The 17,477-nt window shown below is 67.9% G+C and carries 15 protein-coding genes and 3 tRNA genes; 4 read left to right on the top strand and 14 right to left on the bottom strand.

Translation table 11 applies throughout. From position 1 onward, the window contains the following. The first annotated feature begins 11 nt into the window (after positions 1–11). Complete coding sequence (gene mnmD, locus D571_RS0104405) at positions 12–1,883, top strand: tRNA (5-methylaminomethyl-2-thiouridine)(34)-methyltransferase MnmD (RefSeq protein WP_018935461.1); 1,872 nt, start codon at positions 12–14, stop codon at positions 1,881–1,883. Here the strand turns inward: mnmD and D571_RS0104400 are convergent. From D571_RS0104400 to D571_RS0104385, 4 genes are all read right to left on the bottom strand, one after another. Further along, the gene (locus D571_RS0104400; protein ID WP_018935460.1) at positions 1,863–4,166 is read right to left on the bottom strand and encodes a diguanylate cyclase; all 2,304 of its coding nucleotides are present in this window, start codon (positions 4,164–4,166) and stop codon (positions 1,863–1,865) included. The two genes, mnmD and D571_RS0104400, sit on opposite strands and share 21 nt — an antisense overlap. A gap of 103 nt (positions 4,167–4,269) precedes the next feature. Then, a tRNA-Leu gene (locus D571_RS0104395) sits at positions 4,270–4,356 on the bottom strand. A gap of 328 nt (positions 4,357–4,684) precedes the next feature. Beyond that, positions 4,685–6,634 carry a M48 family metallopeptidase gene (locus tag D571_RS0104390; protein WP_018935459.1) on the bottom strand — a complete coding sequence of 650 codons (1,950 nt, stop codon included), beginning with the start codon at positions 6,632–6,634 and terminating at the stop codon, positions 4,685–4,687. 12 nt (positions 6,635–6,646) lie between these two features. Then, positions 6,647–7,231: a LemA family protein gene (locus D571_RS0104385; protein ID WP_018935458.1), complete on the bottom strand. Its 585-nt coding sequence runs from the start codon at positions 7,229–7,231 to the stop codon at positions 6,647–6,649. Between the two features lie 123 nt (positions 7,232–7,354). Here D571_RS0104385 and D571_RS0104380 point away from each other — a divergent pair, with 123 nt between their 5' ends. Both D571_RS0104380 and D571_RS0104375 read left to right on the top strand, forming a co-directional pair. Continuing rightward, entirely contained in the window at positions 7,355–8,170 is an 816-nt protein-coding gene (locus D571_RS0104380; protein ID WP_018935457.1) for a motility protein A, read from the top strand. Between the two features lie 101 nt (positions 8,171–8,271). Beyond that, a complete protein-coding gene (locus tag D571_RS0104375; RefSeq protein WP_026287575.1) occupies positions 8,272–9,027 on the top strand; it encodes an OmpA family protein in 756 nt (251 codons plus the stop codon). Between the two features lie 38 nt (positions 9,028–9,065). On the opposite strand, the gene D571_RS0104370 is transcribed toward D571_RS0104375, so the two are convergent. After that, positions 9,066–10,280: an NAD(P)/FAD-dependent oxidoreductase gene (locus D571_RS0104370; protein WP_018935455.1), complete on the bottom strand. Its 1,215-nt coding sequence runs from the start codon at positions 10,278–10,280 to the stop codon at positions 9,066–9,068. Positions 10,281–10,426: 146 nt separating this feature from the next. Between D571_RS0104370 and D571_RS0104365 the strand changes: the two genes are divergently transcribed. Continuing rightward, entirely contained in the window at positions 10,427–10,927 is a 501-nt protein-coding gene (locus tag D571_RS0104365) for a hypothetical protein (protein WP_018935454.1), read from the top strand. 299 nt (positions 10,928–11,226) lie between these two features. On the opposite strand, the gene D571_RS0104360 is transcribed toward D571_RS0104365, so the two are convergent. From D571_RS0104360 to rpmF, 9 genes are all read right to left on the bottom strand, one after another. Beyond that, positions 11,227–11,300, bottom strand: a tRNA-Cys gene (locus D571_RS0104360). Positions 11,301–11,375: 75 nt separating this feature from the next. Then, positions 11,376–11,451, bottom strand: a tRNA-Gly gene (locus tag D571_RS0104355). A gap of 77 nt (positions 11,452–11,528) precedes the next feature. Further along, entirely contained in the window at positions 11,529–12,080 is a 552-nt protein-coding gene (gene pgsA, locus D571_RS0104350; protein WP_018935453.1) for a CDP-diacylglycerol--glycerol-3-phosphate 3-phosphatidyltransferase, read from the bottom strand. Positions 12,081–12,086: 6 nt separating this feature from the next. Then, a complete protein-coding gene (gene uvrC, locus D571_RS0104345) occupies positions 12,087–13,913 on the bottom strand; it encodes an excinuclease ABC subunit UvrC (RefSeq protein ID WP_026287573.1) in 1,827 nt (608 codons plus the stop codon). A gap of 7 nt (positions 13,914–13,920) precedes the next feature. Next, positions 13,921–14,508, bottom strand: a complete 588-nt coding sequence (locus tag D571_RS0104340; RefSeq protein ID WP_051076156.1) for a uracil-DNA glycosylase — start codon at positions 14,506–14,508, stop codon at positions 13,921–13,923. Between the two features lie 82 nt (positions 14,509–14,590). After that, positions 14,591–15,067, bottom strand: coding sequence for a CYTH domain-containing protein (locus tag D571_RS0104335; RefSeq protein ID WP_018935450.1), 477 nt, complete (start codon positions 15,065–15,067; stop codon positions 14,591–14,593). An 11-nt stretch (positions 15,068–15,078) separates the two neighbouring features. Next, positions 15,079–16,041 (bottom strand): beta-ketoacyl-ACP synthase III, encoded by a 963-nt coding sequence (locus D571_RS0104330; protein WP_018935449.1) that lies wholly within the window; start codon positions 16,039–16,041, stop codon positions 15,079–15,081. Beyond that, a complete protein-coding gene (plsX, locus tag D571_RS0104325; protein ID WP_018935448.1) occupies positions 16,038–17,066 on the bottom strand; it encodes a phosphate acyltransferase PlsX in 1,029 nt (342 codons plus the stop codon). The genes D571_RS0104330 and plsX overlap by 4 nt, the downstream gene beginning before the upstream one ends. Positions 17,067–17,159: 93 nt before the next feature. After that, entirely contained in the window at positions 17,160–17,357 is a 198-nt protein-coding gene (gene rpmF / locus D571_RS0104320; protein ID WP_018935447.1) for a 50S ribosomal protein L32, read from the bottom strand. Between the last annotated feature and the right edge of the window lie 120 nt (positions 17,358–17,477).

Below are 17,477 nucleotides of genomic sequence, written 5' to 3'. Positions count from 1 at the left end.
CGACGCCCTCCTTGCCCGAGGCACTGCCCTTCGCACGCGTCGAATGGCGGGACGGTCAGCCCGTCTCGCCGGAGTTCGGCGACGGCTACTTCGGCTCCGTCACGCCGCTGGAGGAAGCCCGCGAGGTTTTCCTGGAAGCCAACGACCTCCCGCGTCGCTTCGCCCGGCCGGGAGCCCGGCTCGTCGTGGCCGAGACGGGGTTCGGCACCGGCCTCAACACCCTGCTGACCCTCCGCGAATGGCGGGAACGCGCCCGGCCGGGCGGGTTTCTGTCACTCATCGGTTTCGAATCACGTCCGCTGCACCCGGATGATCTGGCTCTGGCGCATCGCCGGCTGGATCTCGATGGTCCCGAAGCCCGGCGGCTGCGCGAAGCCTATCCGCCGCCGGTGACCGGGGTGCACCGCATTCATTTTCCCGAGGCCCGTGCCGTGCTGACCCTGGTTTTCGGCGATGCGGCGGTCACCCTGCCCCGGCTCCGGGCCCGCGTGGATGCGTGGTACCTGGATGGCTTCGCGCCACGACGCAACCCCGGGTTGTGGAACATCGGGGTGTTCCGGCAGATGGCGCGGATCTCCCGGCCCGGCGCGACCTTCGGTACCTACGCCGCCGCCGGCCAGGTCCGGCGGGATCTGGAGGCCGTCGGCTTCGAGGTGCGCCGCGAGCCGGGTCACGGACGCAAGCGTGAGCGCCTGTGCGGGCACATGCCGGTCTCCGGCTCGACCTCCCCCGGCACCGTGGTCTCCGACCCCGAGGATGGTCCGACGCGCCCGCAGCGGGTCGCGGTCGTAGGTGCCGGGATCGCCGGCCTGGCCGCGGCACTGGCGCTGCAGGATCGCGGTTGCGAGGTCACCCTGTTCGATCCGGCGGGTGCTGCGGGCGGGGCCTCCGGGAACCCGGCCGCTGTACTGCTGCCGCATCTGCTCCCGCACGATCCGGAGATCAACGCGCTGGCGCTGGCCGGCATGCGGCACGCCCATGCCCTGATCGCCCGTGCCACGCCCTCGGAGGATCCTCGCGCTGGCCCGCTACTGGGCCGGGGCGTCGCGTTTCACGGGGTCTCGGAGCACGCCCGCAAGCGGGTGCGTCGTTTGCGCGCCCGGGATCCGGCGGAAAGCGGCTATCTCTTTGACCCCGCGACCCCGTCGGGCGCCGGTGCCGCAGGGCCGGTGCTCGATTATCCCGACGGGGTTGCGGTCGACATGGGGGCCCTTTGCCGGGCCCTGGCGGCCGGTCTCCCGGCGGTTTGCCCACGGGCGGTGGTTGAAATCCGGCCGCAATCCGATGGCATCTGCCTGGAGCTGGAGGCGCCGGGGGATGTGACGGCGACCTACGATGCGGTCGTGGTTGCCAGCGCGGGTGGGGATCCGCAAGCACCTCTGTGCCCGGAACAGGCGCGGCTCTCGACCGTCGGCGGGCAGATGAGCCGCCTGAGCCAGGCCATTCCGGGCTATCAAGGCGGACGGGTCCGCACCGGCCAGGGGTACTGGATCCCGCGCGGCGACGACGACCACTGGATTGGGGCGACCTACCGCCATGACGGGCCGCCGGGATCCCCCCCGCGCCCGCCTCCTCCCACCGCGGAAGATGATCGTCGCAATCTCGAGCATCTGGCCTGGGTGGCGGGCATGCCTTCACCGGAGGAAGCGCGGATCAACGAACGCTGGACCGGGGTGCGTGCGGTGTATCGCGACCGCCTGCCACTGGTGGGCGCGTCACGCCTGGATCCGGAGGGCCGGGTCCTGCTGAGCCTGGGCCACGGTTCGCGCGGGCTGCTGTATGCGCCGGTCAGCGGGGAATTGCTGGCCGACCGGATGCTGGAGCTGCCTGAGTCGCTGGAACGGGATGTCTCCCGCCGCCTGTCACTCCAGCGGCTGGATTGAGCCGCCGGGCTCGTCGACCCAGGCCACCGCATTGCGTCCTTCGCCCTTGACCCGGTACATGGCCTGATCGGCAGCGGCAATCAGCCCTGGCAGCTGTTCCCCGTGCTCGGGGTAGAAGGCCACTCCGATGCTGGCCGTGATCGAGACGCGGACCGACTCGCCTCCCTCCAGTGACAGCTCCCGGTCGGTCTCGAACACCGCATTGAGCCGTTCGATGATCGGTCGCACCTCGCAGGGCGAATCCAGCGGCCCGGTCAGGACCAGGAACTCGTCGCCGCCGAGGCGCACCAGCAGGTCCTCGGCACGCAGACGTGCGCCCAGTTCCGTGGACAGCTTGCGCAGCAGCTGGTCCCCCACCGCATGGCCGTATTCGTCGTTGACCGGCTTGAAACGGTCCAGATCGATGAAGATCAGCGCGAGGTGGCCGCCAGAGCGGCGCGCACGCGAAGCCATCCGCGGGAAGGCGCGCTCCATCGCGGCCCGGTTGGCGGCAGCGGTCAGCGGATCCTGCCAGGCGAGGGTCTGCAGCCGTTCTTCCAGATTGCGCCGGTCGGTTACGTCGAGGGCGTGCCACACCACCGCGCCGCGTCCCTCGAAATGCGCAGCGATCGGACGCACGCGGGCCTCGAACCAGCGTCGTGTGTCCCCGGCGTCAGCGTCGGCGTCGAATACATCCGAGCGGCCGCTCACCGGGTGCAGCACGCCGGCCGGGAGGCAGTATTCCGTGGTTTGCAGCGCCCTTTCCTCCAGCGATTTCGCCACGACGCCGCGGAAGTGCCGCGCCAGATCCTCCGGCAGGAGCTCCTCGATCGCGTGCCCGACCAGGTCGGGTTCACCGGAGGGCTCCGCACCACCACCCTCGGTCATCCGGCCCTCACCGAAGGTGCGGCGCACCACGCCGTCATCGCCGATCACCAGGGCATGTCCGGGCATCGCCTCGAACATCGCCTGCTGCAGATCCCGCGCCTCGGCCAGTGCTTCGAACAGCAGGCGGTTCTCGTGCACATCCACCAGGATCAGCAGAGTTGCCCCGGCCTGCTCCCACGGGATCGGCACCCAGCGCAACAGGTGATAACGCCAGGCCCCGTCCGCCATGCGTACCCGTACCTGGTGGCCGTTCGGGTCCGGATCGTCCTCGGAGAAATCCAGCCCGCGCGGCAGTTGACCACGATCCTCGGGATGGAACAGTCCGAAATCTTCGATCCGCCCCTCAGGCGGCGCCGCCAGCCCGGTCGTGCGGCGAAATGCCGGATTGGTCCACAGCACGCGAGCGCCCCGAACCACGAGGGTCGCATCCTCGAGGTTGTTCACCAGGGAGTGGTACCGGGAGAGGAGTCGATGACGATCCCGCATATGGCCGCTCATGCGCCAGGTCAGCGCGCCCAGGGCGAGGCTGCCGGCCAGACCGAATACCCACCAGGCCGGCGGCCGTGCCAGTTCCTGCGCATCCGGCGTGGTGGTGGCCAGCAGCCCCCACTCGCCACCGGCAAAGCTCACCGTCTGCCGGAAATCCACCGCACCGTCCGCGATCCCGTGCGGGTCATGGAAGACCTCTCCCCCGGGGCCGGTACCGTCCCGCCCCTCCAGGGCAAACTGCAGTTCGTTCGCTTCGCGGTCGAAACCCGCCCGACGCAGGATCTCGTCGAAGTCCAGGGCCACGCTGGACATGGAGTACAAGGACATCGGATGCAGCTGCTGCGAGGCCCGCTCCTCCCCCCGATCTCCGTCGCCGACCGGGCTGCGCACCAGGAGTCCTGTTCCGCCCTGTGCGAGGGTCCAGGGCCCGGCCACCACCGTCTGCCCTTTCTGGCGTACACGATGGAAGGATTCGGCCTGTTGGGGATGGTTGGCCACGTCCAAGCCCAGGGCCTCGACATTGCCTTCCAGCGGGTAGATGAAATGGATGTGTGATCCGGCCAGCAGGGTCAGTGAGCGAAACACCCCGGGGTCGCGGCGGTAGAGGCGCCGGGCAACCCGGGCAAACTCGTCGGCATCCAGCCCGGGACGGGCCTCGGCATAGGCCGACAGCCCGATGGTGGCATGCACCAGACTGTTGATGGTGCTCTCCAGGCGCGTGCGTTTGCTGGCGACCTCGCTGGCCAGGTTGGCATGGTGGCGCTCCGCGAGCTGTCGTTCCCATGCGCGATCCACCAGCAGAAACAAGGCCGCGAAGGCCAGAGTCGCGAGCAAGCCCAGCAGCAACGGCAGACCGGGCCGTCGGTGGCCCTCCCGACGGCCCCGCCCACCGCGCGAACCGGAGTGATCATCGGTTGGTTCATCCATAACCAACATGCCTCCCGCCATCGGGACCCTGCGGTTCCATCATGCCCCGAATCGCCCGAACGGGAAAGCAGCACGCCGGTACCCGGCCGAGCTGGTTGAATTCTGGTGGGGACGGCCGGACTCGAACCGGCACGGCCTTGCGGCCGGCAGATTTTAAGTCTGCTGCGTCTACCTGTTTCGCCACGCCCCCACGAAAGCGCGGATGATAGCGCTTCATTGCGCCGCTGGCATTCCCCGGGAAAACACTGGTCAATGTGCACGCTCGCGCTCGAGTCGCTTTTGCGTGCGAACAGGGCGCGGGGACCGCCGTGCAGTCATTCTGCACAAGGGAGCCGCAACGCCGCGCGCGCCCGTTTTTGATAACAACGGGCGGCCGAGCCACTTCAGGGGTTGGCAATCCGGGTTCCCCGATCCTGCGTTGCGGCCCTTGCCGGTAGAACCACTAACGGCTGCGCACCGCGCCTGGTCTCGGAAAACCCCGAGCACCAACGCGAGCGTGCACATTGATCAGTGTTTCCCTAGCCGGTCTCGGCGAATTCCGCCAGCGGCAGCGGCACATGCATGGAAGCCGCCATCGCACGCAGCAGTTCGACCTCGGCCGTGCGCACCTGCCCGCCATGGGTCACGGTCGTCAGCATCGCGCGGACCAGGCGTTCCTTGTCCGCCATGCGCAGGCCGTCGAGGCTCTCCAGCACCCGATCGAGGACATTCGCCCAGGCCCGGCTGCCCTCGGACTCGGTCCATGCCTCGGGGAAATCCACGGTCGCCGGTTCACGTTCCTCGATGCGGGCGATCCCGGCGGCCAGCGCCGCACGGCCGGCATCCGGATCGCCCGGATGACCGTGACGTGCCAGTACCGCCAGCAGGAAGCGCACCTCGTCGCCGTGGCGCTCCAGCCGCCCGCGCCCGCCTGCCCCGTCATCCCCCGGCTTTTCGACATCCATCAGGTGACGGTTCAGCAGACGCCCGAGGGCGTATTCGAACGCCGACACCCGTCCGTCGGCATGGATCAGCTGCTCGACCAGCTCCTGCAGGGCCTCGCGCTCCTCTCGCGGGTGCCGCCGGAGCACCGGGAAGGCGATCTCCAGCAGCGGGATGCGCAGGTCGTCGCGCAGCTCGGGGACCATGTCCAGCAGCTGGCCCACGCGCCGTTCGCTGTCACCGCCGCGCTTCTCGGCGACCAGCAGACGCTGTTGCTCGCGCACCTCGGGATCGGCGTTCATCAGCAGGTAGAGGATAACCTCGGCGGCCCAGCCGTCGCTGTGTGCAGCCTGTTCCAGCGGACCCGGCATCGCGGCCATCAGCATGCCGGCGCCCAGGATCTGCGCCAGCCCGGGATCGGCGATCCCGTCCGCGAGGTTGTCCGCATCGAGCATCAGCCCGCCGGGACCGCGCCGGGATTCCTCACTGCCCTCTTCCGTTTCGGCGTCGGCCTGTTCCGCCTCCGTCTGCTCGCGCATGCGTCGAGCGATGGTTTCGAACTCCGTCGGATCGAAATTCGGCTCGATGGCACGGATCCGATCCTCCAGCGGCGGGTGCGTGGCGAACATCCGCCCCAGCCCGCCACTGGCGAACAGCATGTGTCCCACTTCTTCGAAATCGGCATCCATGCGCGCATGCCGCGCACCGATCTTCTTCAGTGCCCCGGCAATCCCGTCGGGGTGCCGGGTGAACTGCACCGCCGACGCATCCGCCAGGTATTCGCGCTGGCGCGACACCGAGGCGCGGATCCAGCGGCCGAAGAACAGCCCGATGTAGCCCACGATCAGCAGCGCCAGCCCGGCGGCCAGCAGACCGGCCGCATTGCGGCTGTCGCGCGAGAAGCGCATCGCGACCATCACCCGCTGCCCCACCAGGGCCAGCACCAGGATCCCGTAGAGGATCCCGACCAGACGGATGTTCAGGCGCATGTCCCCGTTGAGGATGTGCCCGAATTCGTGGGCCACTACCCCCTGCAGCTCGTTGCGGTCGAGGGTCTCCAGTGCGCCGCGGGTCACCGCCACCGCGGCATCACCGGTGGAATGCCCCGCGGCGAATGCGTTGATGCCGCTCTCCTGCTCCAGTACGTAGATCTCCGGCACCGGTACGCCGGAGGCGATCGCGATCTCCTCGACGACGTTCACCAGACGCCGCCGCAGCGGATCCCGGGTGTCGGGTTCGATGCGGGTGCCGCCGAGTTCCTGCGCGACCTGCCCCCCGCCACCGCGCAGCGAGGACGCCCGGTACAGGCTGGCCCCGCCGATCAGGACGATGGTGAACAGGGTCACCCAGAACATCAGTTCGAGGTTGTCCTCGAACATGCTGCGGGAGAACAGCGGGTCATCCGGCGCCGCGGTGGCATCGTGCCCGAGGAACAGCAGCGCGAGCAGGTTCATCGCCACCACGATGGCGAGTACCGCCAGCGAGAACAGGCCCAGCAGGACCCGGGTGCGGCGCTGTGCCCGGTCCTGTTGTTCGAAGAAGTTCATGCCCCGGCAGCCTTACTGAAAGCTGACCTCGACCGCTTCGCGACGCTGCGGGTCCTCGATCTCGAGCAGTTCGGCACGACGAAAACCGAAGTTGTTCGCGACCAGGCTGTTGGGAAACATCTCGCGCAGGATGTTGTAACTCATCACTGCGTCGTTGAAGGCCTGCCGCGCATAGGCAATGCGGTTCTCGGTGCTGCTGAGCTCCTCCGAGAGCTGCATCATGTTCTCGTTGGCCTTGAGGTCGGGATAGGCCTCGGACAGCGCGAACAGGCGCCCCAGGGCACCGGAGAGGCCCTGCTCGGACTGCGACAGCTCGCGCATCGCGTCCGGGTTGGAGGGGTCGGCGGCGGCCTTCTGCAGGCTGCTCTGGGCCTGGTTGCGCGCCTGGATCACGGCCTCGAGGGTGTCCTTCTCGTGTGCCATGTAGCGATCCGCGACCTTGACCAGGTTGGGGATCAGGTCATAGCGGCGATTCAGCTGGACATCGATCTGGGCAAACGCGTTCTGATAGCGGTTGCGCGAGGTGACCAGACGGTTGTAGGTCCAGACCCCCCAGATCACCAGCAGAAGCACGATCGCGAGAATTACCCATTCCATGCCGCTTCTCCCTCGCTTGCAATACGGTCTTGGCAGTGTACCCGTTACGCTCCGTTGGCGCGACGCACGGTTGCTTGCGGTTTATCCTTGGCACATGTTCACGCTTTCGCGAAGACCGCGCCCATGAATCTGTCTTCCCTGCTGGGCATGATCGGCGGCATCTTGCTGTTCGTCAGCATCATCGCCTTCACCAGCCAGGATCTCCTGGTGTTTCTCAACCTCCCCGGGCTCGGAATCGTGGTGGGGGGCACGCTGGCGGCCACCCTGCTCAGCTACCCGCTGCACGAGCTGCTGCGGGTCTTCCGCCTGGCCGCCACGGTGATCCGCGACGAACGCTACGACGTCACCCAGGACATGGAGGAGATCGTCGAGGTCTCGCGCCTGTGGTTCGCGCAGAACCTGAGCCGGGTCCAGGAGCGCCTGGAGACCCTGCGCAACCCGTTCCTGCGCACCGGTGTGCAGCTGGTCATTGACGATACCCCGATGGAGGATGTCTCCGACCTGCTGCACTGGCGTCTGGCCCGGCTGCGGGCACGCGAGCTGGCCGAGGCCCAGGTCTACCGCACCATGGCCACCTACGCCCCGGCCTTCGGCATGCTGGGGACCCTGCTGGGCCTGATCAACCTGCTGCTGACCACCGACACCGACGACTTCGCAGTGATCGCGGTCAACCTCGGTATCGCACTGATCACCACCTTCTACGGCATCCTGCTGGCCAATCTGGTGTTCCGGCCGATCGCCATCAAGCTCGAACGCCGCACCGAGGAACGGGTGGTGGTGATGACCATGGTGCTGGAGGGCATCATGCTGATGCGCAAGGGCCGCACGCCTGGCTATATCCGCGAGACCCTGCGCTCGTTCGCCGAAAACCACCACGACGAGATCCGTCAGGCGCCGGTGGCGGCCGCCGACGACCAGCCGGGGACTGGCGGGCACTGAACATGGCCAGCAACGGCGATCCGGTACCGGCCAGCCCCCCGGCCGGGGGAGCCACGGCCGCCCGCGAGGGCGATCACGTACTGCCGCGCGACGCACTGACGGTGGAGACCGGACGCAGCGCAGAGAGCCTGCGCGAGGACGAACACGCCTGGATCCTCACCTATCTCGACGTGCTGACCCTGGTGATCGTGGTATTCGTGATCATGCTGACCTTCGCCGAGCCCCGCGACGAGAGCATCCGCGCGGCCGACGACGATCCGGTGGAACTGGTCTATCGCGACCTGTCGAATCTGGTCGACCCGCGGCTGTTCCGCGTCGCGCCCGAGGCCCCGGAAGTGCCGCCCGGTCCGGTCGAGGATCCGCCCCTGGCCGCCGACCCGCCGACCCCGGTGCCCCTGCCGGAGGACGAAGAAGACGCGCCCGCCGACCCGGAAGCCGTCCGCGACATGCGCGATCGCGCCCCCGAGGGGGTGGACGTCATCGAACAGCCCGGCAGCATCGAGCTGCGCATCCAGGATGACATCCTGTTCGCGACCGCACAGGCGGATCTGGCCGACGACGGGCAGGCCCTGCTGGAAGAGCTCCTGCCTTTGCTGGAGGAACACGACGGCCAGGTCACCATCGAGGGCCATACCGACAACGTGCCGATCGCGACCCCGCGCTTCCCGTCCAACTGGGAGCTGTCGGCCGCGCGGGCCAGTGGCGTGGTGCGCTACCTCACCGACAACGGCGTCGATCCGGACAGCCTGCGGGCCGTGGGCCATGCCGATACCCGGCCGGTGGCCGACAACGACACCGCCGAGGGACGGGCCGAGAATCGCCGCGTCTCCATCGTGCTGGAGACCCCGGCCCCGTAGGCCATATCCGAAGCCTTCCAGCCGACCCGGCCCGGCTCTCAGGCCACCTCGCCAGCTGCATGCCCGGACGCCCAGGCCCACTGGAAGTTGTAGCCGCCCAGATGCCCGGTCACGTCCACCACCTCGCCGATGAAATAAAGACCCGGGAAATCGCGCGCCTCGCAGGTGCGCGACGACAGGGCATGGGTATCCACGCCCCCGGCCATCACCTCCGCGCGGGCATAGCCCTCGGTGCCGGACGGTACGAACCGCCACGGCTGAAGCCGCGCGGCCACCTGCGCCATCTCGTGCTCGGTCAGGCGTTCCAGCGGACGGTCGGCGAGCCCGGCCTCCAGCCAGTGGCGGGTCACTCGACGTGTCAGCCATTCCCCCAGCACCGTGCCCAGCTGGCGTTTCGGGGTCGCATCACGCGCGCTGCGCAGGCGCTGCTCCAGTGAATCCCCGGGGAAGAAATCCACCGCCACCGGCGCGCCCGGCTGCCAGTAGGACGATGCCTGCAGGATGGCCGGGCCGCTTACACCGCGATGCGTGAACAGCACGTTCTCATGGAAACCCGCATCCCCGGCCTCGGCCACCGCATCCAGGGCAATCCCGGAGAGCCCTTCCACCGCCTGGTATGCCTCCCCGTCCAGGGTCAGCGGGACCAGGGCCGGGCGGGTCGGCTGCACCGGGATCCCCAGGCGCGCCGCCAGATCCAGGCCGAACCCGGTGGCGCCCATCCGCGGGATCGGGTAGCCCCCGGTCGCGATCACCAGAGACTCGCTTTCGATGCGCCCGTGAGGGGTATCCAGCTGCCAGCGAGACCCGCTCGCAGTATCGGACGGCGGCTGTCCGTCCGTCTGCACCTCCACCGGCGTGGACGTGCGCAACGCCACCCCGGCCGCCTCGCATTCGTCCAGCAGCATGCGCACGATGTCCTTCGACGAACGGTCACAGAACAGCTGACCGAGCTTCCTTTCGTGCCAGGGGATCCCGTGCGCCTCCACCAGCGCGATGAAATCCCACTGGGTACAGCGCGCCAGCGCGGATTTCACGAAATGCGGGTTGGCGGACAGGAAATGTTCCGGCCCGCAGTCGAGGTTGGTGAAGTTGCAGCGCCCGCCGCCGGACATCAGGATCTTCTTGCCCGGGCGACCGGCATGATCCAGCAGCACGACCCGCCGGCCCCTCCGGCCGGCCACCGCCGCACACATCATGCCGGCGGCACCGGCGCCGATCACCGCGACATCGAAGACCTGGTCCGTATCGTTCATGCGCGCGGATTCTACCCCAGAGTCCGCGGGTCGTTGCCCGCGTCACCGGCCACATGCTCTATAATCACGTCAATACAAACAGTTTCGGGCTCGAGGGCGCTCACTCTGTACCCCCGGCCCGCAGTACGATCAGCGGGAGTTTCCCCATGACCATGATCAACGGTACCGGACCCAACCCCGCCGCCATGGCCAGCCAGACGGCAGCCATGAACGCGGGGAATGCCAATTCGGCTGCCGCGGCACAGAACCCCGCTCAGGCCGCCCAGCAGCCCGGCGCGACCCAGACCGGCCAGGCCTCTCCGCAGGCCAGTGCCGCCGCAGGGGCCCAGGCCGCACAGGCCGTGGACAACCCAACCGCCGCCCGCGGAGTCGAACAGGCCACCGGCAATCCGGAGACCAACTCTCTGGCCGGTGCGACGGCCACCGGCGCCGTCAATGGACCGGAGGCCGGTGCGGCAACCTCCGCGACCGCCGAGGCGCGCGCCGAAGCCGGCGAATCCACGGCGGCCCGCATCACCGACGATGAGGCCGCCCTCGAGGATGGCGATCTCTCCGAGAACGATCTGGCCGCCACCGTAATGCCGGACGGCACCATGGATAATCGCGGCATCAATACCGCCGGATCCACCCTGGACATTCAGGCCTGAGGCTGCGGGCCTGATTCGGACAAACGTCCCGCGCTGTCGTTGACGTCCGCTCTGGCCGATCCACCCCGCCTGAAGGCACCGGGTCATCCCCGGTAGCATCCGTTCATCACCTTCCGTTCGCGCGCCAGACGCGGCAGTTCGGCCGCCGTCCCGCACGGCCCTTCGGCATCGGGCCGGGCCTCGTTTTCTTCTTGGGGGACAGAGACGAGACGACCTGAATCCTCGCCCCAAAAAACCGGTGTTCGGCGCAGCATCAGACGCCCACGGGAAACGGGGAAGGAGACGGGGAAACAGGGAAATGGAGGCTGGGCCCGGAATCGAACCGAGGTACGCGGATTTGCAGTCCGCTGCATCACCACTCTGCCACCCAGCCCGGGGGCATGCCCGGCGGCTGCCGGTTGTGCCGAAACAGAAAGCCCCGGCGGTGCCGGGGCTTCGGGAAATCGTTTGGAGCGGGAAACGAGATTCGAACTCGCGACCCCAACCTTGGCAAGGTTGTGCTCTACCAGCTGAGCTATTCCCGCCCGTCGACAGGTGCGTATTCTACAGGCCGTAACGGCGTCGTCAACACCTCTGGTGAAAATTCACGCCGCCCTTTCACTCAGGCGTCGCGCGCCGCGGCCAGCATGTACTGCACCATCGAGACCAGGGTCAGCAGCGCGGCCAGATACAGCAGCCATTCGCCGATCACGAACAGCGGCAGACCGGCCACCGGCTCCGCCCACAGCAGCAGGAAGATGGCCAGCATCTGCGCACTGGTCTTGACCTTGCCCACCCAGGACACGGCCACCTTCGCGCTGGCGCCGACCTCGGCCATCCATTCGCGCAGGGCCGAGATCGCGATCTCGCGGCCGATGATCACGATCGCCGCCAGGGCCAGTCCCAGCCCCGGGTTGTGATCCACCACCAGCACCAGCGCGGCGGCCACGATCAGCTTGTCCGCCACCGGATCGAGGAAGGCCCCGAAACGGCTGGTCACTGACCAGCGCCGTGCCAGATAGCCATCCAGCCAGTCGGTGATGCCTGCCAGCGCGAAGATGATGGCGGCCGTGATGCCCGCCGCCGGCATCGGCAGCGTGTAAAAGACCCCGATCATCAGCGGGATCATCACGATGCGCGACCAGGTCAGCCAGGTGGGAAGTCGGGGAAACATCTCGGGTCAGGCCTCGTGGAACTGGTCGTATATCGCCTGCGCCAGGCGACGGTTGATCCCGGGCACCTTGGTCAGTTCTTCCACGCCCGCGCGGGATACCCCGCGCAGGCCGCCAAAGTGCTTCAGCAGCGCGCTGCGCCGTCGGGGCCCCAGGCCACGGATCGACTCCAGGGTGGACTCCTTGCGGGTCTTCGCCCGCCGCGCCCGATGGCCGGTAATCGCGAAGCGGTGCGCCTCGTCGCGAATCTGCTGGATCAGGTGCAGCGCACTTGAATGCGCCGGCAGTATAGAAGGCGCCTCCACCCCGCTCAACACCAGGGTTTCCATCCCCGCGCGGCGTTCCTCGCCCTTGGCCACGCCCACCACCCGGATGTGATCCAGCCCGAGATCGGCCAGCACGTTCAGGGCCTGGGTGACCTGCCCCTTGCCCCCGTCGATGAACAGCAGGTCCGGTTCGCGGCCCTCGCCCTTCTTCAGCCGCGCGAAACGCCGGCTGAGCGCCTGATGCATGGCGGCGTAGTCGTCGCCGGGTTCGATCCCTTCGATATTGAACCGTCGGTAATCCGACTTGATCGGCCCGTCGGGACCGAACACCACACAGGAGGCGACGGTGCCCTCCCCGCGGGTGTGGGAGATATCGAAGCACTCCATGCGCTGCGGTGCCTCTTCCAGATCCAGCTCGGTGGTCAGGGCCTGCAGGCGCGCGGCCTGCCCGGCCTGGCTGGCCAGCCGCGTCTTCAGCGCCTGCTCTGCGTTGCGCCGGGCCATGTCCAGCCAGCGGGCGCGTTCGCCGCGCAGCGACCAGGCCAGCTTCACCCGGGCCCCGCGGCGTTCACCGAGCAGGGTTTCCAGGGCCTCGGCCCCTTCGGGTTGGTGCGACAGCAGTACCTGGGGCGGGGGCTCGCGTTCGGCATAGTACTGCGCCAGCACGGCCGCCATGATCTCGTCGTGATCCGCCGCCTCCGGCACGTCCGGGAACAGCTCGCTGTTGCCCAGATTCTGCCCGTTGCGGACAAAGAACACCTCCACCGCGAAGCTCCCGCCGGACTGTGCCAGTGCGATCACGTCGGCATTCCCCTCGCCGCCGGCGACGAACTGCTGCTGCGAGATCTCGCGCAGCCGCCCGATCTGGTCACGCAGGCGCGCCGCCTTTTCGAACTCCAGCGCCGCCGAGGCCGCCTCCATGCGCTCCAGCAGGTCGCCGATCACAGCCTCGCTGTCGCCCTCGAGAAAGCGCACGCTGGCCTCCACGTCGCGGGCATAGTCCTCCGGCGAGATGTAGTCCACGCAGGGTGCGGTGCAGCGTCCGATCTGATACTGCAGGCACGGGCGGCTGCGATGCGCGAACACGCTGTCCTCGCACTGGCGCACCTGAAACAGCTTCTGCAACAGCGCGAGGCTCTCGCGCACCGCCCCGGCCGAGGGATAGGGGCCGAAATAGCGGATCCCCTTCTTCTTCGCCCCGCGATGGAAACCCAGACGCGGATATTCGTGGCCGGAGACAAAGATGTAGGGATAGCTCTTGTCATCCCGCAGCAGCACGTTGTAGCGCGGCCGGTGCTGCTTGATGAGGTTCGCCTCCAGCAGCAGCGCCTCGGACTCGGTGTGGGTGACGACGATGCGGATGTCCGCGATCTGGCGCACCATCGAGCGGATGCGCGGGCCACGGTCGTCACCGCCGCGGAAATAGCTGGTGACGCGACTGCGAAGGTTGCGGGCCTTCCCCACGTAGAGCACCTTCCCTTCCGCATCCAGCATCTGATAAACGCCGGGGGACTGGGTCAGGTTCCTGAGGAAGGGTTCCGGATCGAATCCTGTTTCGGGCGCGCTCATGGCGCAATCAGGATATCCGCTCCCGGATCCGCGCGAACAGCCTCCGGAACATCTCCGGGGTCAGTCGGCCGGTCTGGGTGTTGTAGCGCGAACAGTGGTAGGAATCCACCAGCAGGGTGTCGTCGTCCAGCCGGTGCTCCGCCGCATGGCCGAAGGCATGCCGCGCGAGCGCCAGCCCGCGGGTGCGCAGCACCGCATCGTGCGCCACCTTGCCCAGCGCGAGGATTACCCGCGGGCGCACGGCCGCGATCTCGGTGGCCAGATAGCCGTTGCATTCGCGGATTTCGGCGGTCGTCGGCCGGTTCTGCGGCGGCAGGCATTTCACGGCGTTGGTGATGCGGCAGTCGTACAGCTCCAGCCCGTCGTCCGCGCGTTCGCTGTCGGGGGCGCTGGCGAAGCCGTATTCATGCAGGGTGGCGTACAGCAGGATGCCGGCATAATCGCCGGTGAAGGGCCGACCGGTGGCGTTGGCCCCGTGCATCCCCGGCGCCAGACCGACGATCAGCAAGCCGGCATCCGCCGGCCCGAACGACGGCACCGGTGCGGCATGGTAGCCGGGGTGCCCGGCCCGCACCTCGTCGAGGAACCGCGCCAGGCGGGCACAGCGCCGGCAGTGGGGGTCGAAGCCCGCATCCTTTCCCGCGGCCGATTCCGTACCCGGCCCCGACGCGCTCGCGTTACTCACCCCGCTCCCACTCACGATAGGGGTGGCGCGCCAGTTCGGTGTTGTAGTAGCGCGGGTCGTGCGAGACCTCGGTGCCCAGCCATTCGGGTCGGGGAAACTCGGCGTCCGCGTCGGCCAGCTCCAGCTCCGCGACGATCAGCCCGGCATTCGCGCCGTGGAATTCATCGACCTCGAACACCCATCCCCGGTGATCCACCCAGTGGCGGGTCTTCTCCACCTGCGCACCGGCCAGGGTATCGAGCATCGCGTGCGCCTCTTCTTCGGGGATCGCGAACTGGTACTCGTCGCGTTCCACGCCCAGGGTCGCGCTCTTGATGTTCAGGTTGGCCGAATCGGGTTCGACCCGCACCCGGATGGACGCCCGCTCGTTGCCGCACAGGTAGCCCTGACGCATGTAGCAGGAACGATGCGCCTGCTCGCGCCAGCCATCGCCCGCCAGCAGGAACTTGCGTTCGATCTCGCGTCCCATCCCCGCTTCCCTTACATGCGGATCAGGGCCGAGCCCCAGGTGAAGCCGCCGCCAAACGCCTCGGTGAGGATCAGATCCCCGCGCTTGATGCGCCCGTCCCGCACCGCGGTGTCCAGTGCCAGCGGCACCGAGGCCGCCGAGGTATTCCCGTGACGGTCCACGGTAACCACTACGTGGTCCATGGACATGTTCAATTTCTTCGCGGTGGCCTGGATGATGCGGATGTTCGCCTGATGCGGCACCAGCCAGTCGAGTTCCGACTTGTCGATCCCGTTGTGTTCCAGGGTCTCGTCGACGATCTGGTCCAGGGTGTTCACTGCAACCCGGAAGACCGCCCGGCCCTCCATGCGGATGAAGTCCAGGTCCGGGTTATCATCCGGCTGCGAGATCCCGCCCGGGACCTCCAGCAGCGACCGGTGCTGCCCGTCCGCATGCAGATGGGTGGAGATAATGCCGGGATCGGTCGCCCGCGAGAGCACCACCGCACCGGCGCCGTCGCCCCACAGGATGCAGTTGGAGCGGTCGGTATAGTCGGTGATGCGCGACAGGGTCTCCGCCCCCACCACCAGCACGTGCCGCGGCCCGTCATTGCGCATGAAGCGATCGGCAGTCGCCAGCGCATACACGAACCCGCTGCATACGGCCTGGACGTCGAACGCGGCACAGCCCCCCACCCCCAGTTTGGCCTGCAGGATGCAGGCGGTGCTGGGAAAGATCTGGTCGGGCGTGGTGGTCGCCACCAGGATCAGATCGAGATCGGAGGCCTGCAGACCTGCGGCTTCCAGAGCGCGCTCCGAGGCCTTCAGAGCGAGATCGGAAGTCAGCTCGTTGTCCGCGGCGATGTGGCGTTCGTGGATGCCGGTGCGCTCGCGGATCCATGCGTCGGAGGTGTCCACCATGGCCTCCAGTTCCTCGTTGGTGAGGATGCGCTCCGGGAGGTAGCTCCCGGTTCCGGCGATACGGGCGTGATTCACTCCGGCGTCTCCTGCCGCAGCAGCCGTTCCAGCTGCTTGTCGATACGGGTCGCGATGTTGGCCTCGGCCTCGATCCGGGCAATGCGGATGGCATTGGCGAAGGCCAGCGAATCCGCGCTGCCGTGGCTCTTGATGACGATGCCCTGCAGTCCCAGCAGCGAGGCACCGTTGTAGCGCCGGTGGTCGAACCGGTGACGCAGGCGGCGCAGGACCGGGAGGGCCATCAGTCCGGCCAGGCGCGAGTAAAGCGAGCTCCGGAACTCGGCCTTCATGTTGCTGGTGATCATCTTCGCCACGCCCTCGCTGGTTTTCAGCGCCACGTTGCCGACGAAGCCATCACAGACCACCACGTCCACATCGCCGCAGTAGACGTCGTTGCCCTCGACGAAGCCCACGTAGTTCAGCGACGAGTCCTCGAGCATGCGCCCGGCCTCGCGCACCCGGTCGTTGCCCTTGATCGCCTCCGAACCGATGTTCAGCAGCCCGACACGCGGACTGTCCACGCCATCCACGGCCTTCGCCAAAACCGAGCCCATGACCGCGAACTGGTACAGATGCGCGGCCTCCACGTCGACATTGGCACCCAGATCCAGCATGTGGGTGTGGGCATTCATCGATGGCAGCGCGGTGGCGATGGCCGGCCGGTCGATCCCCGGCAGGGTCTTGAGGACATAGCGCGCTGTGGCCATCAGCCCGCCGGTGTTTCCGGCGCTGACGCAGGCCTGCGCCTCGCCCTTGCGCACCTGTTCGATCGCGACCCGCATCGACGAGTCCCGCTTGGTACGCAGGGCCACCGCCGGCAGCTCCTCCATGCCCACCACCTGCGAGGCATGGACGATCTCCACGCGCTCGCGCTCGGTCGCGGACCAGGCCTGGAGTTCGGGCTCGATCACCGCCTGATCGCCGACCAGCTGCAGCCGGAAATCGCCCTGCCCCTTGAGTGCCCGGCGGGCTGCCGGAATCACCACGGAAGCACCGTGATCGCCGCCCATCACGTCGAGGGCGATGACGTAGCTGCTGCTCATGCCAAGTCCCGTTGTGGCTGCCGCGACCGGGTTCCCCCGGAAACAACGAGGCCACGAAGCCCGTCACCCCGTGGCCCCTGCATCCCGTACAACTCAGTCTTCGTCGTCGTCAACTTCGACCGGCTGCTGCACGACCTGACGGCCACGGTAAAAACCGTCCGGGGTCACATGGTGGCGGCGGTGGATCTCGCCAGTGGTCGGGTCGGTGGACAGGGTCGCGCCCTTCAGCCCGTCGTGGGCACGGCGCATGTCGCGCTTGGAACGGGTCTTGCGGCGTTGCTGAACGGCCATGATGAATCTCCAGATTGAAGCCAGAATATTGAAGCCAGTGGTTGCCCGGTTTCTGCGGGTCACCCGCGTAAGCGGGCGGCAGTATAGCGTTTCGCCGCGCGGAATGCCCGTGCGCGGTAC

This window comes from Thioalkalivibrio sp. ALJ24, from assembly GCF_000377785.1.
Classification (GTDB): domain Bacteria; phylum Pseudomonadota; class Gammaproteobacteria; order Ectothiorhodospirales; family Ectothiorhodospiraceae; genus Thioalkalivibrio.
The sequence above is the reverse complement of the archived record's forward strand: the minus strand, read 5'-3'. Positions and strand labels throughout refer to the sequence as shown.